Genomic DNA, 23,245 nt, shown 5'->3' on the forward strand with positions numbered 1-23,245 from the left:
TGGACAAAGCCTAATTTGGTTGGCGTGAAGGATGCTGGTAAGGCTATGCCGCCTTTGCCATACTGTTGATGCCCCTGTCAGCATTCTGCCGACAGCGTCTGTGGCGGGTTTGAAATTTTTATCGACTTTGATACCCCAACCACCACCATCCCCGTCAAATGCCACACCGCCGCCATCATGACGCCGAAGTTAAAGGCAAACTCATTGGCGCAGCTCTGCTTGAAGAACTCCCCTTCGAGGAACATGCAGGACCCTTTGCAGAGCTGAACGACTGGGCATGACATGCACTCCTCCCGGAAGGCAAAATGCGTCGCGGTGTCGAGCGCGATGGCGTCAAACTCGGCGACATGGCCGATCTTGTGCCCCCCCTTCGCCCCAGTGTTCTGGCAGGTCATCACGTTCCCGCGCAGGTCGACGGCGATGGCGTCGGGGCTGTCCATCCCGCATTTTTGGCCGAGCGCTTCGATGGGCCGCCGACGCTGGATCGAGGAATAGAACTCGTTGATGCGCTCCCCAAGACCGAAGGCATTCGGGTCCTCCACCAGCGCTTCGAAGATCGACCGCGTCAGGCTGTTTAGCTCCGCGGGCTCAAACCGCCCCGTGCCAAGCGCAGTCGCTGCGTCATAGACATTCACGACGCCCTCGAGCCCGACGAAGATGTCCGGCCCGACCTCTTCTGCAAACCAGGCCTTGAGCGCCCGAAGGTCGTGATGCTGGCGCGTTAGGAGCGCATTGAACCCGGTCTTGTCCGGGCGCTCGGCCAGCAGGGCCACGATCCAACGCCGCTTTCCCGGATCATCAAGCGGATCGGGCCCGCGCAGATACTGCCCCGGCCCGTCATGACTGATCCCGACGGCGATGTCGTATTGCGCGATGAAGTCGATCTTCTCGCGGTCGAGGAGCGATCCGTTGGTGATGATCGAGAACGCTGCCGTGGGGAACCGCGCCGCCAGCGCAGGCACCAACCGCTTGATCTTCGCCCAATAGAGAAACGGCTCGCCGCCCCAGAGCTCGATCCGCTCCGGCGCGCCCTCGATCCAGCCATTGAGCCCCGCCAGAAACGCCTCGACATCCGCCAGCTTCGAAACCGTCGCATCGCCGATCTGCACCGCCTGATTGCAATAGGCGCAGGCGTAGTTGCATGAGAGACCGAGCTGGATTTTCAAGATGCGGGGCGCGCGAGATTTACCAAGCGGTCGATCCTTCGCCACCCGCGGCACGGCTACAAATTTGCCTGGGCTAAATGGCAACGACAGCCCCTCACACTCCGACGTATGCGGGTTGTAGCGCACGACATGCCGGCTGCCGTCCCGCGCTTCCAGTGTCAGATCAAACCACGTCATCAGTCAAAAAGCCTTTCTTCGATCGCGCTGGGCAGGGTGACGCGGAAGTTCGCGACGACCTGCACATGGGGCGCGCTGCCCTCGTAAGGGTGCTGGTTGTGGGGAATATGCGACGGGAAGAAGACCGAGAGCCCGGGCCGTGGATTGACCGAGAAGCCATGGCGGCTCTCATATGGCAACCGCCCCTCGTCGAAGTAGCGCGAGGGGTCTTCAATCACGAAGCGCGGATTACCCATGCTGTTCACCGGCTGCCCCGCTCCGCCGCCCGTCAGGAAGTGGACGCAGGCCAGATCCCCCTCGCGGCTGTCTTTATGCGTCGAGATGAAGGCGCCGGGCTGCATCACGAGGGCACGGTTTTCGCAATGGTGGGGGTCGAGGTATGGGACCCAGTCCCCAAGCACCGCCCGTGCACAGGCGAAGAGATGGGATTTCAGGGCTTGACCGGCTGCGCTGCCATCCAGAATACCGCGCACCCGGCGCTTCGCTGCGCTGAGCGGTTTTGCTGTTTCCCCGAGCCCCGCCGCCGCAATGGCCTCCTCGGCCAGAAGCCGGTTCACCTCCCAGTCAGGCGGGGTTTCAAAAAAGCTGACCCGCGTGGGCCAGAGCTCAAGTGTTGTCGCGCGCACCTCCATCTCAGCACCGGCAATTGCAATTGCAGTTGAACTGCCGACGAACGGAGGTGACGGTTACATCCNCTGCCGACGAACGGAGGTGACGGTTACATCCCCCGTTGTGCCACCGCCGCTGAGGCTTTCGACATAGCAATTGCCGACATAGGGGGCCGTATTGCTCCACGATATATTTGCGCCGCCGCTCGGCGTGCCATTGCTCACCGTCACGGAGGTGAGCGTTCCCGCACCAATCGCCGGCTTGTTGGCAATGCGCGACCAATCCACATTGCCGCTGTCATCAATGACGATGGTGGTTCCAACCTTATAGGCCATGGCTGCCGCCTTTCTGAATGTTGAGAATCTCCGCCATCGGGGTGCGGATCGGCGAATTGGGAAGAATGAGGGATGAGAGCACCGGAATGCACATCCGCTCCGCCCCGGCAAAATAGGTGCTGTCATGGGGCACATGGCCCTCAAAGACGAGCATCGAGCCCGCGCGTGGCGTCACCCCATACCAGCCGCCCATGTAGAAGTCGGGGTTCTCACAGGGCCAGAGCCGCTTGCCGAGATTGGCCGGGTCGTAAAACCGCACCGCACCCTGATGGAGCGGCGTCTCCGGGCAATCGGCGTCCAATTGGATGCGCGGATAATAGGTGCAGACAAAGTCGAACTTCGCATGCGTGTGGCTCGCAATGCCGACATTCTGCCCCCGCGCGCGGGATTGATAGAAGGCGTCGCTCATCATCGCGATTTCGCCCGCGTGGTCATAACCATAGGCAAGTTGCAGGTATTCCCGGATCGACGCCCGCACCATCTGCACAAAGATCGGGATCGCCGGATCGACCGTGTCGGTCAGAAAGTTGTGCCGCAGATGGTTGAGATGCGTCGAGCCCGCGCCCCGGCCCGTCGCCCGCGGATCGCCGGTATCGCGGACCTGGAACTTTTCCGCATCAAGGCGGGCAAGCGCGTAGAGGTGGTCATTGAACCCCTCGGGCATGTCAAAGTGCTTGTGCAGCACGAAGGCGGGATAGATCGCCTGGAATTCAGATGTCGTTTGCAGCTCCATCAGATGACCTCCACGTTCAGCTTGCCAAGGGCGGTAAAATGCTCGGCGTTGATCTTGAGCGCGATCTGCTCGCCCGGGTCCAATCCCCGCGCCTCAATCCGCACAACGCCGCGCCCGGTGGCATCGGTGCTCACGCGTCGGCGCGGCAGATAGCCCGCATCTGCCTCGAGCTTCAGGCGCAGGGCTCGCTCGACCGGCGTACCATCGCCGTTCCAGATCAGCCGAAACGGCACGTCGAGAGACGCACCGGCAGGCACCTGCAGCGCGGCCCCATCTCCGGCCCCAGTCCCCGCCTCGAACTCTGCCACGGCCGAGAAGAAGAACTGCCGGTAACGCTGGCCGCTCTCATCGAGGCTCGCCTCCTCCAAAACCCCATCGGGTGCAGAGCCGTTCAAAAACACGGGCTCTACCGAGCACAAAAGCTCGGCGCGGCAGTCAGACAGCCCCGCTGGCTTGAAGGGCATAAAGATCGAGAGCGCATTGACCGCAGCGGCGCGCGCGCGAAAGCGCGGCGCATCCGCGATCTTTTCCCGGGCGGAACGGGCAAAGCGATTGCGCCAGGTCTCAGGCCGCCCGTTTGGCCCAAGGGGAAAGTCGATGAGCGAGACATCGACAAGCTCGTCTTCGCCCGCCGTGCCGCCCCAAAAGAGATAGCTGCGGCCCTTGTAGATCGCGCCATGGGGCGCATGCGGCATATCGGGTACGAAGGCTTCGCTCAGCACATAGTCAACGACGCCCGCTGCACCGCCCGGATCGGGGGGAACACTGAGCCGGGCAGACAGCGTGGCCCAATCGCAGGGTCCGCCAGCCGCGCCGACGCGACCGGGGGCGCACAGCTCAAAGACGGCAAGGCCGAGATAATCGGGCTGCAGATCTACGGCGTAATGCATCTGGGTTACGGCGTTGCGCACGACAAAAAAGCCGGTTTCGATCATGGAAGGCTCCGTTTGAGCTGAGAGACCTCGCACGCGAGGTCTTTGATGGCCTCGACCAAGAGGCCCACGAGATTGCCGTAAGCGAGGCGCAGCACGTCCTCGGCCTCAACCACCGCCTCAGGCGCGACGGCCTGCACCTCCTGCGCGATGAGACCCATCTGGCGCGCATCGCTGCCCACCATGCGGAAGGTCACACCGTGCAGCGCTTGCACCTTTGCGAGGGCCTCGGTGATGGGCGTGATGTCGGATTTGAGCCGCGCGTCGGACGACGAGACGAAGTTCGGCGCGGTGACCACGCCGGTGAAGGTGGCGCCAGAAAGCTGCGCGAAGCTGCTTGCCTGCAGCCCATCGAGCAAATCCGCATCGAGCCCTGAGCCCGCGCCATCGACGGTGATGAGTTTGGCGAGCACCTGCGCGGCGGTGTCGGGGGAGCCATCGGCACCGGCGGGCCCTTGCGGGCCGACCTGCCCAAGCTCCACCACGGTTTCCGAGCCCGCGACACGCTTGAGGTAAAGCTTCCCATCGGTGACATTCACCGCGAGCTCACCCGCCGAGAGCTGCGCCACTGTCGGCACGCGCCCTGCGACGGTCGTGCGCTTCAAAAGCATCGTGTTCGCCATGGCTCAGAACGTGCCCCCATCGAGGGCGATGCCGCTGATCGTGCCGCCGGTGATGGCAACCGAGGCCGCGTTTTGCACCGCCATCGTTCCGAGCCCGAGGTTTGCGCGCGCCGTCACCACATTCGGCAAATCGCTGAGGTTTGAGGCGGCGGAAAGCTTGCCCGCCAAAGCATTTGTCACCGTGCTGGCGAAGTTCGGATCATCCCCAAGCGCAGCGGCGAGCTCATTCAACGTATCGAGCGCGCCGGGGGCGGCATCAATCAGCGCTGCGATGGCTGCCGCGACAAACCCCGTGGTGGCAATTTGCGCGGTGTTGGTGCCCGCCGTTGCCGTCGGTGCCGTGGGCGCTCCCGTGAACGCAGGCGATGCGAGCGGGGCTTTCGCGTCGAGCGCCGCTTGCAACCCGGTTACGTCGCTCATCGCATGCGCATGTGCCGAGGGTGGAAAGCTCGTGGGTTTGCCGGTGATCCCAGCCCAAGGTGCGGCATCCGCTACTTCTGCCGCATCAACCTTACCATCGCCATCCGCATCATAGGTGGATTTCAGCATGTCACCCGGGCCAAAGGCGACGATCGCCTCTTGCACAAAGGCCGTGGTGGCAAGCTGGGTGGTGGAGGTGCCCGTAATGGCAGTCGGCGCAGAGGGCGTGCCAGTCAGCGCCGGCGAGGCCAGCGGCGCTTTGGCATCAAGTGCCGCCTGCAACCCATCCACATTGGCGATGACATGGGCATGGCTATCATCGGCCACGGCGGCGGTGAGCGTGATATTGGCCGAGCCGTCGAAACTGACCGAGCCCGAAAGATCGCCCGCGAGTGTAATCGTCCGCGCCGTGGCAAGCTTGTTCGCCGCAACGGCTGTCGCCGATGTGCCGAGCTTTGCATCAAGCGCGGTTTGCAACCCCGTGACATCGGAAAGGACATGGGCGTGACTGAGCGCGGCCTTCGTCGCCAAGCCGGCGTCCAGTTGCGACTTGCGCACGAGGTCGGTCGCCGCGCTCGCGTCTTGGGAGGATTTTGGGACGAGGGAGAAGGTTTTCGCGCCGGCGACGGTTTGCGTGCCGACAAGCGCCAAAAATCCGCCAGAGCCTGCCATCGGCACCACGGACGTGGCATTGCCGGCCCCGTCATCGCCCTTACCGACATAAAGCGTGTCATCGACCTCGTTATGGGCAAGCTCACCGGATTTGAGCGCGGCCGGCGCGCCCGCAACGCCGGAAACACGGCGCTTGAGTTGGATGGTATTCGCCATCAGAAGAAGCCTCCATTGATGGGTGTATCGGTTGGAAGAATGGTCACACCGGGCACGCCCTGCGCCCCGGTTTCACCCTGAGGACCGGTTGGACCTTGGGGGCCCGGCTGGCCAAGCAGGCGGATGCCAACCGGCCCCGCCGCGAGGCGCAGCACGATTGGCGCTGCTGAGGTCACAGCAATGCGGATTGGCCCCGTGAGAGGCTCTAGGGATAGCGATGTAGGCATGGTTCAGCTGCCCCCAGTAACAGGGAGCCTTGTCACCGGCAGCGAGACGGGGATGTCGAGGAGAAAGCCCAGATGCTGATCTGGCGACACGTCGGTGCGCACGAGGTCGAGCACAACGTGGCCGGGGCTGAGGCTGGCCGTGACCTCCGGCGGCACCACGATTTCCAGTGTGCGTGCATCGCGGCGCAGCACCCCGCCGTTGGCGGTTGAGATCGTGGCCAAAACCGCGCTGTCACTGACCGCGCGGCGCAGCTGGCCAGCAAATGTCGCGGTTTCTGGGAAGAGGTCCGCTTCGGCCTGAAGCTGCAGGCGGTACTCATAGCCGATCAAAATGATCGGGCCTTCTTGGGTCGAAAGCATTTCTATTCCTGAAGGTCGGAGGGCGGGTGGAATTGCACTGGGCGGTCGAGGCAGATAGGAACGAACAAACCCACAAGGGAGCGCGCCATGACCCAGTCAGATCAGGACCTCGATCGCCTCGACGATCTGCTCTACGCTTTGCCGCAAGAGAATTTCCCGATGACGCTGAGCGAGCTTGATGGCTACCTCACCGGTATTCTCGCTTGCCCGGAGATGATCCCGCCTTCGGAATGGCTTCCTCACGTCTGGGGCGAGACGGGGGAGGCAAACTTCCCCGATCTCGAGAGCGCGCAAGAAACGATTGATGCCGTCATGGGCCATTACAATGCTATAGCGGCCACCCTGTCCCAGACGCCCTATCTCGAACCGATCTATGAAGTGGATCCCAATAGCGACGAGACCCTCTGGGAAGGGTGGGTCGATGGCTATACAAGGGCGCTGCGGTTGCGGCCTGATGCTTGGCAGGCTCTTTTGGAGCGGGCCGACGAAGAGACGCAAAGCGCGATGATTTTTCTCATGGCGCTGCAAGACCTCGCCGATGGGGAGAGCAATTTCAGCGACGAAGAGATCGATGAGCTTGATCGCGAAGCCCCGGATATGATTCCGAATTGCGTTGCGACTATCCTCTTTGCAACTCGCCCCGAGCTTCCCCACCCGGAAGCGGCCAAGCTGCATTGAACATCGCTTAGGGCACCCACCCGCAAAGCCGCGCGCCGATTTCGTTATGCGCCACGATCTGCCGAAGCGTGCTCTCACTCAGCTGATCCTGGCGCGATGGTCGAATGGGCTCGGCCCAGTCGCAATCGGCGTGCAAACCCCGCGGGTTAATCCCGCATCCAGCGATCAGCCCGGCGCTCAAGATCAGCGCGGTCAGTGATTTGAACCTCATGGCGGATGTCCTTTGATGTTTGCAGCGCTCGCACGCGGGCCTCGGCAGCACGGATGGCAAAGTCCGCTTCAGCGGCATGGCGGCCCCGCCGGGCGGCCACACGCAGCGCGATAAGAAGACCGAGAGCGAGCGCTCCCCAGAGGGCAACCCGACGTCCGATTGCCGCTATGAGGCGAGTGACGAGCGCGATCATGGCGTTTTCCCCGAGCGGTGATCGTCAATCCGGGCGGCACGCGCGTGCAGGGCATAGAAAAGAATGCCCAGAAAGCAGGCCGCCCCGATCCAGGGCAGCGCGGAGGCGAGCCAACTCTGCAGTCCAATCAACGAGAAGAACCGCCCCGCTACGTCGCGCGCCTGCTCTGCCTCCGCGAGCGCCGGGGCGATTTGGCTGGCAACAGAGCCCGCCGCCCCGATCGCTCCCAAGCCGATCTGTGCTGTTGAGGCCGCCAGAATGCGCGAGCCTTGTGGTTTCCCTGTCGCGCGCTCCGGGGCAACGACACGCGGTTTGGCCGCACGGAGCGCGTCCGTCAGCGCCACATCAATCACCGGCACCCGCGGCAAGTCATTGTCATTGCGGAAGGCCAGGATCGCCGCTTCGGTGCGCGGACCGATCTTGCCATCCACCGCGCCCACCTCGTGATAGCCCAAGGCTTTCAACCGACGCTGAACGTCGGTGATGGACATTTCTACGCGCGGCGCCACATTCCCCGTGCGACGTATGCCAAGCAATTTGGTCGCAGAGAACCGGCGAATATTCACCGCATCTCCCTGATTGCCACCAAGCACCTCGATCGAGGCCCCGCTTTGCGCTTTGAGGAAGCCAACATGGCCTTGCCAGGCAGAGCTGCCACGCCGGAACACCACGATGTCGCCGGGCTGCGCCTCAGAAAGCTCCACCCGGATGCCCCAATCGAGATAGGAGCGCGCGTTGAGTTTACGGGTGGAACGGATGCCAGCTTTTTCCAAGCAATGGCCGACAAAGGCCGCGCACCAGGCAACCTCGTCATGCTCCACCCAGTCCTGTCCAATCGAGGCATACATCGCGAGGATTTTGGGATTGTCAGCCGCGCCCGGGGCTTCGGTCGTGCCGATATAGCCTTGCGCAATGTCATAGGGGGTCATTCGTTTCTCCTGCAAAGCAAAACGCCGCCCCAAAGGGAGCGGCGATAAGGATGTTCAGGGCGGCGGGCTGGGATAAAACACGGCGGCGCGCGCACAGCTCGTGCGCATAGTCGGCCCGCGCGCCCGACATTGATGGCCGGCATTACTTCCGCCGCCCGAGCCAGCCGCAGAGCAGCGCCTCGGCCCCGCGCGGGCCCAGATAGGCGAGCGTCGCAACAAATCCGGTCGAGACGGGTTGGGTGAGGCCGATGTAGCGGGCCGCCGCATCGCCGATGAGCGCCATGCCAATGGCAATCGGCACCTCCCAGAGAAGCTCCTTGCCAAAGAACTTGCGCCGGCCAAGCTTCACCTCGCTTGAGTGCCACATCAGCCGTCCGGTAAAAGCGCCAATCAGGGTGGTGAGCGCCCCACCAAAAAACGCGTTGATCGTGTCGATAAAGCCGTCGGCGTCATTCATGGCATTTGTCCTTCCAAAACCGCCACGCGGGCGCCCAGTTCCTTCACGGCCTCGATCAAGAGACCCACGATATTGCCGTAAGCCACCGAGAGTTGGCCGGTCTGCGCATCTGCCCGCACCACCTCGGGCAGCACTGCCGCGACCTCCTGCGCGATGACGCCAATCTGGCGCTCCCCATCCATGGTGAAGCGCACGCCACGCAGCGCGCCGACCATGGTCAGCGCATCGGTGATCGTGGTGATGTCAGATTTGAGCCGCGCGTCTGAGGAGGAGACAAAGTTCGGCGCCGTCACCACGCCAGTGAAGGTGGCGCCAGTGAGCGCCGCTTTTGCCGCAATCGCGGAGTCGTAGTCGGCGGCAGATTTTGTGGCCATTGAGCCAAGGCCAAGGTTCGTACGCGCCACGGCGGTGTTCGCAAGCCCCGCAAGATTGCCGCCCGCATCGAGGAGCACCTCCCAGCCTGTGTTGGTCGCGTTCCTTCGGCGCAAAACCGGCGGAGAAGCGGAGGTATCCAGCCAGAGCATGCCCGCGACCGTGGCCGTCGGTGCTGAAGCCCCGGCATTGGCCGAGGCCAGCGCCGCGATCACCTCGTTGATCCGCGCGCGCACGGCGGCGCCTGCATCATTGGCAATGGTAAAACTCGACGTCTGCGCCATCAGGCCACCTCATCGGCATAAAGCCGCAGTTGTGAGACGATGGGCGTGTAAGACGCATCTTTCGTCGTGAGAAACGCCCGCGCCTCAATCGCACGCGCCTCGATCTCGTGATTGTCGAGACGGCCCCAGGGTCCCCAGGTCGGCACCCCATTCGGATCGTCATCGGTTTCGCGGATTTCAAAAAGCACATCGATTTCTGCGCCGGCGGAGCCATCAAAATCGGCCCAGCTGTCCATCACCGCTGTCCTCGCATCGATCCGGTCATTCAGCGCCAGCGCGGCCACGCCAATCTCGGAACGGAGCCGCACGCGTTTCACAGCACCGAGGTCGAGCCCGGAAGCGAAGCCGTAGGCCCCCTCCAGCGCCGCAACCTGCGGGATGCCACTTGCATCAATCGTGGTGGCGAGCGTCAGGTTTGCGCCCGTGACTTCAACCCCGACCTTATCGCCGAGAAAGCCCGGATCGGCCTGCAAATAGGCCAGCGTCGAGAAGGCCAGCACCTGCGCGCCCTTGGTGGCGACCCGCACTTCTGGCCCCGCGCGCCCGCCACTGTCTTCGGCGCGCACCAGGTAGGTGCCGGGTTTCAAGGGCACGACCGCAATCGCCTCACCGCCCGAGACCCGGTCCATCGAATAGCTGTCGGCCCAAGTGGCCGTCACTTCCTTTGAGTGCCGGATCACGATGTTGCCGCCCACGCGCACATCGGGATCGGCCGACCGCGTCCATTTGAGGATCGCCAGCCCACCTGCCGTTTGCAGGGTCACATTCTCAAGCTGCGCCGGTGGGGCGGTCAGGCCGAGGATTTCGGCCTGGGTTTCCTGCCAAGGCGAGGAAACACCCAGAACCGAGATGGCTTTGACGCGGAAGGCCCAAGTCCCTGGCGCGATGTCGCGGATTTCCAGTGTGGAGCCATCGGTGCGGCCATAGTCGATCCAGTCAGCCGCGCCAGAAAGTCTGCCTTGCAGCTGATAGGCCGCGACAAATCCCGACGGTGCCGCCTCCCATGCGACCTTCGCCAGAACCTTCAGCCCACCGCCATCGCGGGTGACATAGAGCTCCTCGGTGACCTGCGGCGCGCCGGGGGCTGGAATGTCATGAGGATTTGGCAGCACGGTCCTTGGGGCCGCCGCATAAATCTGCTCCTCAGAGGCCGACCAGTCGTAGACCAAGGGCGAGGTCTCGCGCAGCACGAGTTCCGGCAACAATAGCGCGCCGTCGTCCGAGGCCGTTAAATCAAGGCTGACCCCATGGACCTCGAAGGGTTTCGCGGCAAAGCCCCAGCGGGCATAGGAGAGTGTCACCACATCGCCCACTGTTGCCGCCCAAGCCGAGAGCTTGCCCGAGAGCCGCACCGTCATTTGCCGCCGCGCACGCTCAAGTTCAATTTTTGCGAGCCGCTGCGCCATCGACGCCGAGATCGTGAAGGGCAGTGAGATATCGCGCCATTTCGGCTCACCGCCATCCTCAGCCACATAGACCTCGGACGCATAGGCCGGGAAGTCATCGGGTTGCCAATCGTTCTCGGGGCTCACGAACTGGCCCCGCACCCCGTTGAAGTTCGACGACATCGTCACCCGCGTCGCCAAGGTCAGCCCGCCCTCGCGCACATGATCCGAGGTCAGCGCAACCGTGGGCGGGGCCCAAGCCCCGGCATGGATGCGCCAGGACCCGCCCGAGACCGCACAGCGCCCGGCAGAACTTGAGAGCAACCCCTCGATGATGGTCTTTGGCGCTTCCCCCAGCGAGATCACCCCGTTGCAGGCATAGCGCGGCTCTGACCCACCGCTGGCCAAGGGGACAGTCTCGTCACAGATGTTCGCCGCCGCAACGAGCGACAATTCGTCGATCCCGTCCGGCTGGCCGATCCCCGCGCCAATCCCCCAGGTGCTGTTTGCCATGTAATCCGCAAGGCAAAGCGCGGGGTTTTCGGAATAGCCGGTGGTTTGCGTCCGTGGGTCCCAGATATCGTCCTTACCCTCGAGATCAACCGTGATGTTCGGAATGCCGCCGGGATAGGCATCCTGATCATAGGTGAGCCGGAGCCAGATCGCCGCGCAGCCCCTCAGGCAATGGTTTTCGGACCATTTGTCGGGCAGCGCCGCCATGAGGCCGGAGAACGCGGTTTGATCTGTGGCGCCGAGGCGTTTTTCAACAGCAACCTTTCCCGCCCATCGGCCTTGCGCGACGCCTGCCGCATCAAGGGCCATTTCGCCCTCAAAATAGATCGCGCCGATGGATTTGACGCGGTGGGTGGCGAGCACGATCACCAGATCGAGGTATTTGTTGTCCGCCCCCGAGGCGTTCAGGAATACAATGACCCCGCCTTTGCGGGTGCGGCCATAAACCAGATCACGCGGCACCACCGGCTCGCGGATCGTCACTGTGCGGTTCGCGAGCGTCGTCTGCGGTTTCGGCATCAGCGCCTGCGCCGCATAGGAGAGAAGCAGCGTGCCACCGATGCGCAAAAGCGCCGCCGCAATGCCCCCCGCCGCCAGGGTGGCGCTGACCCAGGTTGCGACGGCCGTCACAGCAGAGACGATGAAGGGCATCGGAGTATCCGGGTTGGAGAGACAAAGGATGTGGTCGGTTCGGTGTTAAACGGCCCAGGCGAGCCGACAGGAGGTAAGCGGGACTGCCACGAGACCAGCGGGTGCCATGCCGACGGCGGAGGCCCCCACGCAGATGCCAAAGCCCAGGCCCGTATCGGCGAGGACAATGTCGCCGCGGCCCGCAAGGAGCACAGAGGCGCGTGGGTCGCCAAGCAAGGCCCGGCCCATATCTTCAAGCGAGGTCCAACCAAGGCGGCGCATCACGCGCTCACCGCCAAGTGCCGTGCTGTAGCGGCCCCGCCAGAGGGCGGCGGTGTCGTCGCCGCCCGTCAGAGTGGTGCGGGTCTCAAATGCGAAGGTCGGACAGTCGTGGATGCCCCAAGCGAAGGGGCGCAAGCGGGCGGCCTCAATTGCCTCAGCAAGCAGGCGTTCCCAATTTTCAACGCGAAGGAGCATCACCCACGCCCCCAAGTAATCTCGCGATCCTGAATGGCCGTCACATATTCAAAGCCGAGATCACCGGGGAAGAGCACCTGCTGGCTTTCATGGGTGTAGCGCCAAGAGCGCGCGACGGTCAGATCGATCAGCCTGCTTTCATAGCTGATCGTGATTGTGCAAGTCGTGGCGTCATCCTTGATTTCCGGAACATCGAGGCGGCCAGAAAACGCCTGCACGGGATCAGCGATGATGCTGCCGTCCTCAGCCAAAAGACCAAGCCAGATCCGCCCCGGCAGGCCCTGACGCGCCTCCTCGATGGCCATTTGCACGAGATCGAGCGGCACGCCTGAGAGCGAAACAGCGGTGCCGCCCGCGACGACCTCACCGCTTTCATCGATGGAGCCGAGGCCCAGAAGCGATCCCGCCCCGGACCAGGTCTCGCCGTTCCAACTGATCTCGCCCAAGCCCGACCATATCCGCACCCAGCCCGTGGCAAACTGCCCCTCAAAGAAGATCACCGGGCGCAGGTGCTGATCAGCGAGCGCCGCGGCAAAGGCGGCGGTGATGTCACGGCTCATCAAAGCGCCTCTCTTGCGGAGATCGTAAAACGGTGCTGATCGGCGCGGCCAATCACCGTCGGCACGGGGGCCGTGAGGCGCAACAGCACCGACGGCGCAGTCAACCCCAACTGTGTGCCCACGGGAACGGAGGCGCGCAGCGGCGGCACGAAGGTGAGCGTGGCTTCAGACCCCACTGGCACGACATCCTCAACCAGCTGATAAAGCCGCGTGGTTTCCGCCGAGCCCAGCTGGAAGAAGTCGCCCGCCTGCAGGCCAAGTCCCCATCCCGCTGTGCGCAGGGTCGAGGCGCCGGCTATCTGTGCTTCGGTCACGTAAGGATCACCCGTGCCAAGCGGCACCATAATCGACGGGTCCGGAAACAGAAACCGCCCCCGCAACCCGCCAAACGACGCAAAAAAGGCTGAAAGCCGTCGGGCCTTCGCCCCTTGGGTCACTGCCATCTCAAACTGGTATTCCCACCAGGATGCGCCCCAATCTTGGATTTGTGCCGTGCCGGTGAAAGGCGAGCGCGCCTCCGCGACCGAAGTGACGAGGCGGCGTTCCAGCGAGGACACGAGCGTCAAAGGTAAAACGGGTATTGTCATATTCTGCACGCTCAGATCGCCTGACCGCGCCGCCGCCCGTCGGCAACGCTTTGTTTGGCAATCCGCGCAATCTCCGGAATGGCCGCGCGCAGTTTCGCATCAATCTGCTCCGCCACACCCATTTGCGCACCGCGCGCATCAATGCTCACCGTGACGCTCGGCACAGCCCCCGAACCCGCGCCAAAGCCAGCGGCTTCACGTCGCGAGAGCACGCGCTCGCCGCGTTGCAAAATCGCCGGCACCTCATCGGGCCTGAGCCCCGCCCATCCGCCCGTGTGCATACGAGGTGCGGAGGCAAAGACCCCGGTTGGAACCGACCGGCTTTGCCCCGAAAGCCCGACAATGGCGCCCGTATGTGCGACCGCAGCCGAGACTGATCCGCCGCCGAAGATGCCAGAGAGCGCGGACGCGAGGGGTCCGAGCACCGCGCGCTTGAAGGCGAGCACCGCCAGATCGGTCAGGATCGAGCGGACAAGCCCTTTGAAGTCGAGCTTGCCGGTTTCGACAAAACTCCGAAACGCGCTCTCCGCGCCCTGGAAAGCCCCGGTCAAGGTTTCGCCGAGGCCCTTGCCCCAATTGAGCGCATCTTTCGCGTAGTCGCTGAGCGACTTCGTGACGGCGGCAAAGCCCATCAGGATTTTGTCTTTGGCGTCTTTGCCAGCATTGCCCGCCCCACCCAAAGCCTCGCGCAGACGATCGGCCGCTCCGCTGGCGTCATCAAGAGCCGCAGCCCCCTGATCCCCCGTTCCCATCACGGCCGCCTTCAATGCCTCCCACGCCGTCAAGGGCTGAGCTGCGGCCTCCGAGAGCATGCCTGCCGCTTCCGCATAAGCCGCCGCGCGGGCGCGGGCTTCCTCCGACATCCCTGCAAAGAGGTCCGGGTTCTCGATGGTGATCTTGGCAAAAGCCTTCTGGAAGGCTTCCGCCGCCGCACTGCCCGCATCACTTGCGGCCCCCGCAAGCGGGTTGGTGAGATCGGGCAGATTCATTTTGCCGACAGGATCTATTTTCGACCAATCGCCCTGTGCCCAGTCGGGGAGTTTCGCGAGCACGTCATTTACCGTGCCGATAAAGCTGTTGATCCGGTCGATAACGCCGTTGAGGAGGCTCTCCACCCCGCCAATGACGCTGTTGGCGCTCTGGATCATCAGATCGCCCAGCACGGCAGGCAGCTTGCCCCAGATCACCGCGATGGCGTCCACGCTGCCCTGGAAGGCCCCGAGCGTGTGATTGACCCAGCCCATCACCGCATCCGACGCGCCCTTCAGGGCGTCATAAATCCCGGCCTGCATCTTCGCCCAGCCCGCCTCGACAGTAGCCCAAGACGCCCGCGCGCTCATGGCAATGCGGCTCCAGATGTCCACGGCGGCATCGCGAAGAAGGGCAAGGGCGGCACCGAAGCCACCCACATGGGCTGAAAGCCGGGTGAACCAATAGACCAATTCTCCCGCGCCGACGATCAGCGCGCCGATGCCGGTGCGAATGAGTGCGCCTTTCAGCGCGACCAGCGTGAGAGCAAAGCTGCGCACCGAGAGCGCCGCCACCGCCATCGCAGCGACCCAGCGGCCTGCCAGAAAGGTGGCGAAGGTACCGGCATAAATCGCGAGGCGATCAAGGTTCGCAAGCACCGCATTGAACGCGCGGCTGAGCGGGCTGGCGCTGGACGCCAGCGAAACAAAGGCCTTCGCCACAGCTTCCAAGGTGGGGGCAAAGGCCACCGCAATCCGGTTGCGCACGCCGGTGAACACCTGGCCGATGCTCAGCATCGCAAGCTCAGAGCGCTTCAGTGCGGCAATAGCTTTGCTGTCGAGGACTGCGCCCAGATTTTGCGCCTGCGCGCCAAGGCGGGACATTTCCGCGCCGCCGTTTTGCAACAGCGGTACGAGTTTCGTCGCGTCTGATGCCATGGCCTCGAGATAGAAGGTCATCTCCTGTTGATTGGCGCCCGCCTTTTCGAGGCTTGAGACGTAAAGTTGCAGCGCTTCTGGGCCCGAAAGCCGCGCAAACTCCTTTGCCGTCACGCCCACTTTCGGCGCGATGTTCTCAAAGAAGTCTTTCATCGGGCCGCCGCCCGTTTGCAGAAAGTCGCCCACCCGGTCGTTCACATCCTTCAGGATATCGGCGAGTTTTTCCTGCTCGATGCCAACCGTTGAAGAGGCGGCCGACCAGCGTTGAAACACCTCCGGAGCGGCATTAGCAACTTGGCTGAGTTGGGATATCTCATTCGCTGCCTCGGCCGTGGAGCGCGTCATCGCCAAAACCGAGCCCGCCAGCGCCATGGCCGCAGCGGTGGCGGCAATCTTCGCCTTCCGGGCAAAGGCCGCCATCCGCGTATTCGCCTCGGTCATTTCGCGCGAGAGATGGCCAAAACCGCGCGCGCCAGCTTCGCCCACGCCTTCCAGTTCCGCACGCACTTGCCGGCCACCTGTGGCGGAAAGCCGGACAGAGACTTGTTTCGTCGACATGGGGCTTAAGTCCTTCGGGTTCACCTCGTTTCCATCGGGAACGAGGTCAGGTGAGGCCGGACCCGGCCTGCATCTCTTCACTGATCTTACGCACCATCACCGCCTCGATCGGCGGCAAAAGTTCCGCGAGACAAAGTGGGGAAAGTCCGAGTGCGGCGCCCAGTTGCAGCGCCGCCGCCATATCCCAACCGATGACCGCGCCACCGCCCAAGCCACCCGTGATACGCAACTGCCCGCCGAGGCGCTGGACAAGGTCCCAGACCTGCCAGCCCTCAAAGGTCTGCGGCGCGTTCACGAGCCTCGGGCAATCCGAGCACGTAGAGGAACACGCCGCGCAATAGTCGTCGCCCCCGCCGAACTCCCACTCGGCGAGAGCGATCAGGCGTTTTTTTCTGCGTCCAGAATGAGGGCCCCGGCGATGTAGTTGCTCTGGAAGGCCTCGAAGATCGGCCAGAGTTCCAACAGCGCATCAATGCCCTCGGGGGTGAGAGGCAGTGCGTTGCCGTCATCGTCGCCGACGCCCTCCCAGTCCTTCACGGTGATTTTGGCCACCGCTTTCGCCACGATACGGGCTAGGTCGTCGTTGGATTGGGCCGAGTCACCCCCAGCATCTGCCGTGGCCGCCACAATCGCCGGGTCGCTGCGCGCCGCCAGCATCACAGCGGTGGTGAGCGGCGCAACCAGCAGACGCACGCCATGGCCAAGATCGAGCCAGCGCGGCTCGGTGGAGAGGTTCAGTCGGAGCATATTCAGTAAGCCTCGCGGGAATTGGTGAGGGTGACAGTGCACATCCGGCCGACGACCGGATCACTGGCGGCCTGCCAGTCAAAGGTCGCCTGTACACCTTGCGGCCCGGAGATCTCGATCCGGGGGCGCGGCAGATAGACCGCATGGGCAGTCAGGGTCAGGGTCTCGCCTGTCGGCAGAGTGTAGGAGAACTCCAGCTCGCAGGCCTCGCCGTTGATCGCCTGGGTCACCAGCGTCTGATCGGCGAAGCGGACAACAACATTGCCGGTCAGTGCCGCAATCGACGGATCGGCGCCATCGATCTTGCCATCCGCGCGGATGGTTTCAACACGGTCGAGCGTGTTGGTGTATTTGATGTCGGCCGAGACGACATTGCCGATATTCGCGCCATTGCGCGTGATCGTGCCGTTGAAGTGGCCAAAGCGCTGGAGCGCAATATCGGCGGGAGTTCCCGCCGCCGTCACCGTGGCGATGCTTTCGCCCTGCGCGACGATGCTTGCCGTGGCGGTCAAAAGCCCCGAGCGCCCCATTTGCCAGCTCAAGGAATCCACCATGCAGCCCGCATACATCGCAAAACGCGGCACCTCGGGCATCGCCGTTTCCACCGAGAAGCTGGGGAGCGACCAACTCCCCGAGTGGAATTCGTGGCTGTAGGGCGCCTCCGCGCCGGTGGTCGTGGGTGCGCCAAAAGCTGCCTTGAGCCAAAAGCCAAAGGCCTCGGCATCAATGGGCACGACGACATCGCCGTCTGCCGTCACCGCGTCCTTGATCGGCGTCTGTGGATCACGGCCGTAGCCCAGCAGTTCCGAGGTTTGCAGCGGTTGTTCCGCCCCCAGCGTCGTGCTCGCAAAGGGCATCTTGGTGTAGCCGCTCGCGGGCGGCGTGCCATAATTCGTCTCGAACGCAAGCGCCATCTGCGCCCGCGCCCCTTGGGCTCGTGCCATGTTTTAACTCCTGAGATGGTCTGAACGGGCTAAGTCTTGGGAAGAGGTCTGCTCATGCCCATATCTTAAGGGCGGAAGCCGTTTGTCTTGCGGTGCCCGAAGGTTCTATCGCGCGCAACTTTGAGAGGCATTTGATGGCCGGTGATGCAGTGTCCATCCTGTTTATGCTCGTGTTCGGCCTGATCGCGATATATTTCACCCTCTGGCTCTACATCTTGCTGCCATCTGAGATGGCCGCGAAACGCGGACGGAGCTCAGTTGGCTGGGTTTTGGTCAGCCTGATGTGTTCACCGATATTCGCCTGTCTTATGCTTTGGCTCTTGGGTAACAACCCCAATCGGTAAAGCGCCTCTATGGCTAGCCGAGCGGCGCCTCGCTTGCGTAGTGCAAGATGATCGTTACCATCCCGGCCTTCAGACTGGCCCCGCCCTCAACGGGCAGATCGACGGGTTGCGGGGCTTCGGCTTCAATCCAGTCGCAGCGCCCGCCGAGCGTCCGATCCACCGCAATCACCGCGCCAATCTGCGAGATCAGCGCGTCGAAGATGCCGTCTCGCCCAGTCGCCGATTGCACAATTACCTCCACCTCCGCTCGGTGCTGGTAATGGTAGGTCAGCGGCGACAACGTCACGCCAGGCTCGCCCGGATTTCCGTCGCGCAAGATCAGCAGGCCGGCCGGCGGGATGCGTTCGGGCAAAATCTCTCCGCGCAGGACTGGTACAGACGAGATCGTGCGCAAGAGGTCCGCCAGGGCGGTGAGGATGGTTTCGCGGGTGCTGGGCATGACGGGCCGTGCGATATTGTGACTATTGCGAAGGGCGTAAAACTGTTAGGGTAATACCTGTGAATACTCACAAGGACTCACCCCATGAATGCTGTGCGCCCCATTGCCGTGAAGCTCGATCAGGAAACGCGAGACCGTCTGAAGCGGCTTGCAGATGCGCGGGATCGTTCGACGCATTGGATGCTGCGCGAAGCGGTTGCGCAGTATATCACCCGCGAAGAACAACGCGAGGCGTTTCGCCAAGCCGGGCTTGCAGCCTGGCAGGAGTATCAAGCCACGGGTCAGCATGTGACCCATGACGAAGCGGATGCCTGGCTTGCAAAGCTTGAAGCCGGTGAAGAGGCAGTCGTTCCTGAATGCCACAACTGATCTGGTTGCCCGCCGCGCTGCGGGATGTGGAGCGACTTTATAAGTTTCTGGCCGAGAAAAACCCAGATGCCGCGCGTCGGGCCGCCAAATCCATCCGCGAAGGGATGCAAATCCTGCGCGATCAGCCGGGGGCAGGGCGGCCCATGGAAGATATGGACCCGGAGTTTCGGGAATGGTTCATCACCTTCGGTGGTAGCGGCTATGTCGCGCTTTACCGGCTAGACGCAGACACAGCGGTGATCTTGGCTGTGCGACACCAACGAGAAGTGGGGTACTGAGGCGGCCGGTCATCCCAGCTTCCCCGCTACCCATTTCGCGACAATCAACCCTGGCACCGCCGCCTGCGCCCGCTCGGCATCCCGCGCGAGGTCCAGCCGTTTCGAAAGCTTCACCTGCGGCACCAGCAAAAAGATCGGCACGGTGGATTTGCCGCGCCCGGTCTTTGAGCGCGACGCCACACCCAGCCCCCGACTGTTGAGCCGCCCCTCGGCCACCAGAAGGCTCGTCCCATTGCGTCGATAAACAAACCGCAACCGCAGCCCACGGCGGCGTTCCCAGTCTCCGGGGGAGAGCGCCTTGCCGCCCAGACCTTTTCCGGCCGCCACCGTGGGGATGGCAAGCCAAAACCCATCCTTTGAGCGAATGAGCGGCCCAGTGTCATGCGCGCCGATAATGACCGGAGCTTTCGACCAAACGAGCGCGGCAGCCTCCAGACTTTCACCCTGTGTCGGGAAGCTCCGTGCCCGGATCGTATTCGCAAGGCGATTTCCCAACCCCGCCTGCGTGATCTGGCTGCGCCAGGCAGTCTTGAGGCTGTTTCCCGCCTCGCGCATCGCTGCGGTGACCGCCTTTTCGCCGGCAAGCACTTCCGCCCGCATCGCGCCGACAATGTCGCCCGTGACCTCAAGCCCAAGCTTCATGCGGGTGTGGCCTCAATGGTCCAGATCAGCCGCTCGCGATCTCGGACCGGTTCGCCCTGAATAAGGAAGGTCTCATCGCCAAAGAGGATCTGCTCATCCGGGCGCGGTGCGGGCAGTTCCGCCACCCGCACATCAAACCGAAACGTCTCCGACCAGAGCCGCGCGGCGCCAAACTCGGTCACATCGTCATTGCGCCGCAAAATGATGCGAAGGCGGGTGAACTGCCCCTCGCTGTCCCGATGCCAAGCCTCATGGGCAAGGTTCGGGTCGGCAAAGAGCAGATCAAGGGCTACGGCGAAGGCCGTCATTGTGCGACGGCCCTCAGTTCGAGCTGAAGAGCCGGATCGCAAGGCGGGGCCGCTTGTTTACCGGCAGGATCGAGGCCTCGGTCATCAGATCGATCCAACGGCCCTTGGCATCGAGGAACTGGCGCGCATAAAGCGGCAGGCCCACGGTGTTTGCAGCCTCAAGCAGGTTCGCCGGCCCGCCATAGGTGGTGAAGGTGTCAAAGGTCCCCATCGGGAAGGCGATACCTTCGCCTGCAGGGATCAACCGCTCCGATGCACCGTTCGAGAGCGTGACCGAGCCGTTGTACTCCTCGAAGAGAATGCCCGCGAAGGGGAAAGCACGGCGCATATCCTCGCGCAAAGGCTGACCGCCGGTCGCCGAGAAGAACTTATAGGCGTCTTCGGTTTTTGGGTGGCTGATCAGTTTGTCGAAGAACTCGGAACTGACCAGCGCGTGGGCCGTGGTCATGGTTTCGCCAAGGAGATTGTCCTCAATGGCACGAAGGACACTGCGAACCTTGCCCTGCACATTGGTGCCGGCTGTGCCAAAAACGAAGTCGACGGAGATCTGCTCGAGGCCGAACTCGGTGAAGTAATTGTAAAGCGTCGTGCCCGCACCATCCTTCACAATGCCGCGCAGCGCATTCATCTCCATATATTCGCGGGTTTGGGCATGCTTGCGGCGCATCAGCGTCAGCTTGCGGTTCATCACCTCGACCAAAGGATCGGCAGCATCCGAGACCCCAAGCGCCGGCATGCCTTGGATGTCGGCGGGCAGGATGACATCGTCATGCGGAATCCATGGGAGCGCGAAGCTCCGCATCGAACGCGCCTCTCGCGTGCCGACCGTGGAGGGCGCGCCAAGCGGCACTGAGGGCAGAAGGCTCAGAACGCCTTCACGTTGCTCGATCACGATCGAGCGCTGCGTGACGCCCTCAAAGCGGAACAGGCCGATCTGGCCGAGGCGGGTGTAGAGATTGGGCAGGATATTGATCGCCTGCGTCATCTCGGCGAGCGAATAGCCGCCCGCGTCAAACGGGTTGCGGGTGAGGGTCATGGGGAAACTCCGGAGAAAGAGGGGGATGGGGCAGCCCGATCAAGGCAGATCAGGCAGGATCGCGCGGAATGATACCGAGGGCGGTAAGCTGGGCATGCTTGGCCGCCGTCTTGGTGGCATCATCGACGCTGGCGTCAAACACGAGGGTGGCTTTCGAGACGAGGGCGGGACCGCGCACGAGAACGATACCGGTCGCATCAGCGGCGGTCGCATCAACGGCGTAGAGGAGAACCCCCGCAGCGGTTTGCGCACCGTCCGTGCCGGTGGCCGCGCTGAGTTTCAGCTTGCCGCTGGCGGTGATGCGGCCAAGGACAGCGCCGACCGGATAGGCCGTTCCTGCCAGAAGCGTGACGGGTTCGCGGGTGAAGTTGGGATTGAGCTCGTATTTGAGCACATCGCCCATAGTGGGCGGTTGGGTCAGCACGGACATGGGATATCTCCGAAGATGGGGGCAAAAAGAAATCCCCCGCCGGGAAGGAGCGGCGGGGGATCAGTCGGGTGCGAAGGATAGGGCTTTAGATCTTCGCACCTGAGGCAGCGCGTTTAGCGGCAGCCACAATCGGGCTTTCCGTAGATTTGGGCAAAACGGGTGAAGGGGGAGCAGCGATGATATCGCGCGCATCGGCCGCAGCCGCCGCGCGGGAGAGCACCAGCTTGCGCAGGGCCTCGGGGGCGGTGCCTTCGCGGAGCGCCTTGGCCGCATCAATGGGAACCCCGAGGCGGCCAGCCTGGGCCGCAATGTCTGCGATTTCCGCCGCCGCCTCTCGCAGGTTTTCTGAAAGCTCTGCCAATGTGCCAGGCGAGCGCGCGGATGCGGTTGGGGCCGCCGATGCTGCCGGAGCGGGGGCGGGTGCCTCCTCCTCGATGATCTCGATATCGGGACCTTCGGGCGCATCCGGGGAAGGCACGTCCGTTTCGGCATCGGGTGCGTCGGGGGTTTCAGTCGGGTCGGTGTCGGTGGCCATGCATGCCTCCTGTTCGGGATGGGGAAGGGACGCGCGTGGAGCGCGCAGGGGATGGGGGGAGAGAGAGCCAGAGGCGGTGAGGGTCTGGCGAAAGCGCGCAAACCCCTGCGCGAGATCGGTGACCTCATCGGCAAGGCCTGCGGCGATAGCGTCCACCCCGCGATAGGTGGCGGCCTCTGTAGCGAGCGCTGCTTCCTGGGAGAGCCTGCTCCCGCGGCCGGCGGTTACGGTCTCAGAAAAGAGCAGCCGCAGCGCATCGATTTCGCGCTGGATGTCACCCCGCACAGCATCCGGGAGCGGCGCATAAGGATTGCCATCAACTTTGTGGCGGCCCGAATGGATCAGCGTCACGCCGACGCCGTCCTGATCGAGCTGACCGCTCAGATCTGTGTGCATGACGAGAACGCCGATACTGCCGACGGACCCCGTGCGAGGGAGCAATATCCGGTCGGCTTGAGAGGCCAGCGCATAGCCCGCCGAGAAAGCGTGTTCCGCGACAAAAGCCCAGACGGGTTTCTTCGAGCGGGTTGCACGAATGCGATCTGCGAGGTCAAAAACACCCGCGACTTCGCCGCCAAAACTGTCAATTTCCAATGCAAGGCCCCGAATGGCCGGATCATGGGCCGCCGCCTTGATCTGCGCCGCAATCCCCTCATAACTCGTTTGCCCCGAGGACTGTCCGATCCACGAGCCGCGGTGGATCAGCACGCCGGAGATCTCGATGACGGCAATGCCGTCAATCACAGGATAGGGCGCTTCGCCATACTGGCTATATGTGTCGCCCAATCCGCCCGCCAATAGACCCGCGCGGGCGGGCAGGGCGGCCGCGCCGGAGGAATTGGGCAGATCACCGTCCAAAAGCTCAACCTGCCGCCCCAGGATGCGAGGCCCGAGGCCGGACAAGAACGCCATGGCTTTCGAGGGCTCGACCAGAAGCGGCGTGTTAAAGGCGCGCGCGGCAATGCGGGCATGCAGCATCGGTGAAGCTTTCATTGATGTTTCCGTTCTGATCGCCATATGGT

Annotated in this window: 28 protein-coding genes; 3 read left to right on the top strand and 25 right to left on the bottom strand. The window is 63.3% G+C overall.

Translation table 11 applies throughout. The features are described from left to right. Positions 1 to 77: 77 nt before the first annotated feature. From RYZ20_RS14365 to RYZ20_RS14395, 7 genes are all read right to left on the bottom strand, one after another. Positions 78 to 1,343 carry a radical SAM/SPASM domain-containing protein gene (locus RYZ20_RS14365; protein WP_317674647.1) on the bottom strand — a complete coding sequence of 422 codons (1,266 nt, stop codon included), beginning with the start codon at positions 1,341 to 1,343 and terminating at the stop codon, positions 78 to 80. Then, on the bottom strand, positions 1,343 to 1,975 hold the full coding sequence (locus RYZ20_RS14370) for a hypothetical protein (RefSeq protein WP_317674649.1): 633 nt from the start codon (positions 1,973 to 1,975) through the stop codon (positions 1,343 to 1,345). The genes RYZ20_RS14365 and RYZ20_RS14370 overlap by 1 nt, the downstream gene beginning before the upstream one ends. 301 nt (positions 1,976 to 2,276) lie before the next feature. Beyond that, positions 2,277 to 3,020, bottom strand: coding sequence for a hypothetical protein (locus RYZ20_RS14375; RefSeq protein WP_317674651.1), 744 nt, complete (start codon positions 3,018 to 3,020; stop codon positions 2,277 to 2,279). Continuing rightward, positions 3,020 to 3,955 (bottom strand): hypothetical protein, encoded by a 936-nt coding sequence (locus RYZ20_RS14380; protein WP_317674653.1) that lies wholly within the window; start codon positions 3,953 to 3,955, stop codon positions 3,020 to 3,022. Before RYZ20_RS14380 ends, RYZ20_RS14375 begins: the two co-directional genes overlap by 1 nt. Next, positions 3,952 to 4,575 (bottom strand): tail fiber domain-containing protein, encoded by a 624-nt coding sequence (locus RYZ20_RS14385; protein WP_317674655.1) that lies wholly within the window; start codon positions 4,573 to 4,575, stop codon positions 3,952 to 3,954. The genes RYZ20_RS14380 and RYZ20_RS14385 overlap by 4 nt, the downstream gene beginning before the upstream one ends. A 3-nt stretch (positions 4,576 to 4,578) precedes the next feature. Beyond that, a complete protein-coding gene (locus RYZ20_RS14390; protein WP_317674658.1) occupies positions 4,579 to 5,823 on the bottom strand; it encodes a head decoration protein in 1,245 nt (414 codons plus the stop codon). Positions 5,824 to 6,053: 230 nt separating this feature from the next. After that, a complete protein-coding gene (locus tag RYZ20_RS14395; protein WP_317674660.1) occupies positions 6,054 to 6,410 on the bottom strand; it encodes a hypothetical protein in 357 nt (118 codons plus the stop codon). Between the two features lie 87 nt (positions 6,411 to 6,497). Here RYZ20_RS14395 and RYZ20_RS14400 point away from each other — a divergent pair, with 87 nt between their 5' ends. Further along, a complete protein-coding gene (locus tag RYZ20_RS14400) occupies positions 6,498 to 7,088 on the top strand; it encodes a UPF0149 family protein (protein WP_317674662.1) in 591 nt (196 codons plus the stop codon). A gap of 146 nt (positions 7,089 to 7,234) precedes the next feature. Here RYZ20_RS14400 and RYZ20_RS14405 read toward each other — a convergent pair whose 3' ends face one another. The 13 genes from RYZ20_RS14405 to RYZ20_RS14465 all read right to left on the bottom strand — a co-directional run bounded on the left by RYZ20_RS14405 (position 7,235) and on the right by RYZ20_RS14465 (position 18,625). Further along, on the bottom strand, positions 7,235 to 7,492 hold the full coding sequence (locus RYZ20_RS14405) for a hypothetical protein (RefSeq protein ID WP_317674664.1): 258 nt from the start codon (positions 7,490 to 7,492) through the stop codon (positions 7,235 to 7,237). Continuing rightward, complete coding sequence (locus tag RYZ20_RS14410) at positions 7,489 to 8,421, bottom strand: C40 family peptidase (RefSeq protein WP_317674666.1); 933 nt, start codon at positions 8,419 to 8,421, stop codon at positions 7,489 to 7,491. The genes RYZ20_RS14405 and RYZ20_RS14410 overlap by 4 nt, the downstream gene beginning before the upstream one ends. Before the next feature lie 142 nt (positions 8,422 to 8,563). After that, a complete protein-coding gene (locus tag RYZ20_RS14415; protein WP_317674668.1) occupies positions 8,564 to 8,878 on the bottom strand; it encodes a phage holin family protein in 315 nt (104 codons plus the stop codon). After that, positions 8,875 to 9,534, bottom strand: a complete 660-nt coding sequence (locus RYZ20_RS14420) for a tail fiber domain-containing protein (protein ID WP_317674670.1) — start codon at positions 9,532 to 9,534, stop codon at positions 8,875 to 8,877. Before RYZ20_RS14420 ends, RYZ20_RS14415 begins: the two co-directional genes overlap by 4 nt. Further along, entirely contained in the window at positions 9,534 to 12,083 is a 2,550-nt protein-coding gene (locus RYZ20_RS14425; RefSeq protein ID WP_317674672.1) for a phage tail protein, read from the bottom strand. Before RYZ20_RS14425 ends, RYZ20_RS14420 begins: the two co-directional genes overlap by 1 nt. A gap of 45 nt (positions 12,084 to 12,128) precedes the next feature. Beyond that, entirely contained in the window at positions 12,129 to 12,539 is a 411-nt protein-coding gene (locus RYZ20_RS14430) for a DUF6950 family protein (protein WP_317674674.1), read from the bottom strand. Continuing rightward, positions 12,539 to 13,099 carry a hypothetical protein gene (locus RYZ20_RS14435; protein WP_317674676.1) on the bottom strand — a complete coding sequence of 187 codons (561 nt, stop codon included), beginning with the start codon at positions 13,097 to 13,099 and terminating at the stop codon, positions 12,539 to 12,541. The genes RYZ20_RS14430 and RYZ20_RS14435 overlap by 1 nt, the downstream gene beginning before the upstream one ends. Further along, positions 13,099 to 13,686, bottom strand: coding sequence for a hypothetical protein (locus tag RYZ20_RS14440; RefSeq protein WP_317674750.1), 588 nt, complete (start codon positions 13,684 to 13,686; stop codon positions 13,099 to 13,101). Before RYZ20_RS14440 ends, RYZ20_RS14435 begins: the two co-directional genes overlap by 1 nt. An 11-nt stretch (positions 13,687 to 13,697) precedes the next feature. Next, positions 13,698 to 16,151 carry a phage tail tape measure C-terminal domain-containing protein gene (locus RYZ20_RS14445; protein WP_317674678.1) on the bottom strand — a complete coding sequence of 818 codons (2,454 nt, stop codon included), beginning with the start codon at positions 16,149 to 16,151 and terminating at the stop codon, positions 13,698 to 13,700. A gap of 46 nt (positions 16,152 to 16,197) precedes the next feature. Continuing rightward, positions 16,198 to 16,446 (bottom strand): DUF7697 family protein, encoded by a 249-nt coding sequence (locus tag RYZ20_RS14450; RefSeq protein WP_317674680.1) that lies wholly within the window; start codon positions 16,444 to 16,446, stop codon positions 16,198 to 16,200. A gap of 83 nt (positions 16,447 to 16,529) precedes the next feature. Next, positions 16,530 to 16,898, bottom strand: a complete 369-nt coding sequence (locus tag RYZ20_RS14455; protein ID WP_317674682.1) for a hypothetical protein — start codon at positions 16,896 to 16,898, stop codon at positions 16,530 to 16,532. Positions 16,899 to 16,900: 2 nt separating this feature from the next. Continuing rightward, positions 16,901 to 17,842: a phage tail tube protein gene (locus RYZ20_RS14460; RefSeq protein WP_317674684.1), complete on the bottom strand. Its 942-nt coding sequence runs from the start codon at positions 17,840 to 17,842 to the stop codon at positions 16,901 to 16,903. Between the two features lie 357 nt (positions 17,843 to 18,199). Further along, positions 18,200 to 18,625, bottom strand: coding sequence for an acyl-CoA transferase (locus RYZ20_RS14465; protein WP_317674686.1), 426 nt, complete (start codon positions 18,623 to 18,625; stop codon positions 18,200 to 18,202). An 84-nt stretch (positions 18,626 to 18,709) separates the two neighbouring features. Here RYZ20_RS14465 and RYZ20_RS14470 point away from each other — a divergent pair, with 84 nt between their 5' ends. Together RYZ20_RS14470 and RYZ20_RS14475 are read left to right on the top strand one after the other, a co-directional pair. Next, entirely contained in the window at positions 18,710 to 18,994 is a 285-nt protein-coding gene (locus RYZ20_RS14470; RefSeq protein WP_317674688.1) for a CopG family ribbon-helix-helix protein, read from the top strand. Beyond that, a complete protein-coding gene (locus RYZ20_RS14475) occupies positions 18,982 to 19,272 on the top strand; it encodes a type II toxin-antitoxin system RelE/ParE family toxin (RefSeq protein WP_317674690.1) in 291 nt (96 codons plus the stop codon). The genes RYZ20_RS14470 and RYZ20_RS14475 overlap by 13 nt, the downstream gene beginning before the upstream one ends. Before the next feature lie 9 nt (positions 19,273 to 19,281). On the opposite strand, the gene RYZ20_RS14480 is transcribed toward RYZ20_RS14475, so the two are convergent. The 5 genes from RYZ20_RS14480 to RYZ20_RS14500 all read right to left on the bottom strand — a co-directional run bounded on the left by RYZ20_RS14480 (position 19,282) and on the right by RYZ20_RS14500 (position 23,201). Further along, a complete protein-coding gene (locus RYZ20_RS14480; protein ID WP_317674692.1) occupies positions 19,282 to 19,914 on the bottom strand; it encodes a DUF6441 family protein in 633 nt (210 codons plus the stop codon). Next, positions 19,911 to 20,222 (bottom strand): head-tail joining protein, encoded by a 312-nt coding sequence (locus tag RYZ20_RS14485; protein WP_317674694.1) that lies wholly within the window; start codon positions 20,220 to 20,222, stop codon positions 19,911 to 19,913. The genes RYZ20_RS14480 and RYZ20_RS14485 overlap by 4 nt, the downstream gene beginning before the upstream one ends. Positions 20,223 to 20,235: 13 nt before the next feature. Next, positions 20,236 to 21,258: a major capsid protein gene (locus RYZ20_RS14490; RefSeq protein ID WP_317674696.1), complete on the bottom strand. Its 1,023-nt coding sequence runs from the start codon at positions 21,256 to 21,258 to the stop codon at positions 20,236 to 20,238. A gap of 49 nt (positions 21,259 to 21,307) precedes the next feature. Beyond that, positions 21,308 to 21,688 carry a head decoration protein gene (locus RYZ20_RS14495; protein ID WP_317674698.1) on the bottom strand — a complete coding sequence of 127 codons (381 nt, stop codon included), beginning with the start codon at positions 21,686 to 21,688 and terminating at the stop codon, positions 21,308 to 21,310. Positions 21,689 to 21,773: 85 nt separating this feature from the next. After that, on the bottom strand, positions 21,774 to 23,201 hold the full coding sequence (locus tag RYZ20_RS14500; protein WP_317674752.1) for a S49 family peptidase: 1,428 nt from the start codon (positions 23,199 to 23,201) through the stop codon (positions 21,774 to 21,776). Positions 23,202 to 23,245 lie beyond the last annotated feature (44 nt).

Origin of the sequence: Pseudothioclava alba (assembly GCF_033100795.1) — a bacterium.
In the GTDB taxonomy this organism is placed as follows: Bacteria; Pseudomonadota; Alphaproteobacteria; order Rhodobacterales; family Rhodobacteraceae; genus Pseudothioclava.

Excerpts from the sequence above, each read along its gene's own strand:
- RYZ20_RS14365 (WP_317674647.1), bottom strand. The coding sequence starts at position 1,343 with ATGACGTGGTTTGATCTGACACTGGAAGCGCGGGACGGCAGCCGGCAT.
- RYZ20_RS14370 (WP_317674649.1), bottom strand. The coding sequence starts at position 1,975 with ATGGAGGTGCGCGCGACAACACTTGAGCTCTGGCCCACGCGGGTCAGC.
- RYZ20_RS14375 (WP_317674651.1), bottom strand. The coding sequence starts at position 3,020 with ATGGAGCTGCAAACGACATCTGAATTCCAGGCGATCTATCCCGCCTTC.
- RYZ20_RS14380 (WP_317674653.1), bottom strand. The coding sequence starts at position 3,955 with ATGATCGAAACCGGCTTTTTTGTCGTGCGCAACGCCGTAACCCAGATG.
- RYZ20_RS14385 (WP_317674655.1), bottom strand. The coding sequence starts at position 4,575 with ATGGCGAACACGATGCTTTTGAAGCGCACGACCGTCGCAGGGCGCGTG.
- RYZ20_RS14390 (WP_317674658.1), bottom strand. The coding sequence starts at position 5,823 with ATGGCGAATACCATCCAACTCAAGCGCCGTGTTTCCGGCGTTGCGGGC.
- RYZ20_RS14395 (WP_317674660.1), bottom strand. The coding sequence starts at position 6,410 with ATGCTTTCGACCCAAGAAGGCCCGATCATTTTGATCGGCTATGAGTAC.
- RYZ20_RS14400 (WP_317674662.1), top strand. The coding sequence starts at position 6,498 with ATGACCCAGTCAGATCAGGACCTCGATCGCCTCGACGATCTGCTCTAC.
- RYZ20_RS14405 (WP_317674664.1), bottom strand. The coding sequence starts at position 7,492 with ATGATCGCGCTCGTCACTCGCCTCATAGCGGCAATCGGACGTCGGGTT.
- RYZ20_RS14410 (WP_317674666.1), bottom strand. The coding sequence starts at position 8,421 with ATGACCCCCTATGACATTGCGCAAGGCTATATCGGCACGACCGAAGCC.
- RYZ20_RS14415 (WP_317674668.1), bottom strand. The coding sequence starts at position 8,878 with ATGAATGACGCCGACGGCTTTATCGACACGATCAACGCGTTTTTTGGT.
- RYZ20_RS14420 (WP_317674670.1), bottom strand. The coding sequence starts at position 9,534 with ATGGCGCAGACGTCGAGTTTTACCATTGCCAATGATGCAGGCGCCGCC.
- RYZ20_RS14425 (WP_317674672.1), bottom strand. The coding sequence starts at position 12,083 with ATGCCCTTCATCGTCTCTGCTGTGACGGCCGTCGCAACCTGGGTCAGC.
- RYZ20_RS14430 (WP_317674674.1), bottom strand. The coding sequence starts at position 12,539 with ATGCTCCTTCGCGTTGAAAATTGGGAACGCCTGCTTGCTGAGGCAATT.
- RYZ20_RS14435 (WP_317674676.1), bottom strand. The coding sequence starts at position 13,099 with ATGAGCCGTGACATCACCGCCGCCTTTGCCGCGGCGCTCGCTGATCAG.
- RYZ20_RS14440 (WP_317674750.1), bottom strand. The coding sequence starts at position 13,686 with ATGACAATACCCGTTTTACCTTTGACGCTCGTGTCCTCGCTGGAACGC.
- RYZ20_RS14445 (WP_317674678.1), bottom strand. The coding sequence starts at position 16,151 with ATGTCGACGAAACAAGTCTCTGTCCGGCTTTCCGCCACAGGTGGCCGG.
- RYZ20_RS14455 (WP_317674682.1), bottom strand. The coding sequence starts at position 16,898 with ATGCTCCGACTGAACCTCTCCACCGAGCCGCGCTGGCTCGATCTTGGC.
- RYZ20_RS14460 (WP_317674684.1), bottom strand. The coding sequence starts at position 17,842 with ATGGCACGAGCCCAAGGGGCGCGGGCGCAGATGGCGCTTGCGTTCGAG.
- RYZ20_RS14465 (WP_317674686.1), bottom strand. The coding sequence starts at position 18,625 with ATGCCCAGCACCCGCGAAACCATCCTCACCGCCCTGGCGGACCTCTTG.
- RYZ20_RS14470 (WP_317674688.1), top strand. The coding sequence starts at position 18,710 with ATGAATGCTGTGCGCCCCATTGCCGTGAAGCTCGATCAGGAAACGCGA.
- RYZ20_RS14475 (WP_317674690.1), top strand. The coding sequence starts at position 18,982 with ATGCCACAACTGATCTGGTTGCCCGCCGCGCTGCGGGATGTGGAGCGA.
- RYZ20_RS14480 (WP_317674692.1), bottom strand. The coding sequence starts at position 19,914 with ATGAAGCTTGGGCTTGAGGTCACGGGCGACATTGTCGGCGCGATGCGG.
- RYZ20_RS14485 (WP_317674694.1), bottom strand. The coding sequence starts at position 20,222 with ATGACGGCCTTCGCCGTAGCCCTTGATCTGCTCTTTGCCGACCCGAAC.
- RYZ20_RS14490 (WP_317674696.1), bottom strand. The coding sequence starts at position 21,258 with ATGACCCTCACCCGCAACCCGTTTGACGCGGGCGGCTATTCGCTCGCC.
- RYZ20_RS14495 (WP_317674698.1), bottom strand. The coding sequence starts at position 21,688 with ATGTCCGTGCTGACCCAACCGCCCACTATGGGCGATGTGCTCAAATAC.
- RYZ20_RS14500 (WP_317674752.1), bottom strand. The coding sequence starts at position 23,201 with ATGCTGCATGCCCGCATTGCCGCGCGCGCCTTTAACACGCCGCTTCTG.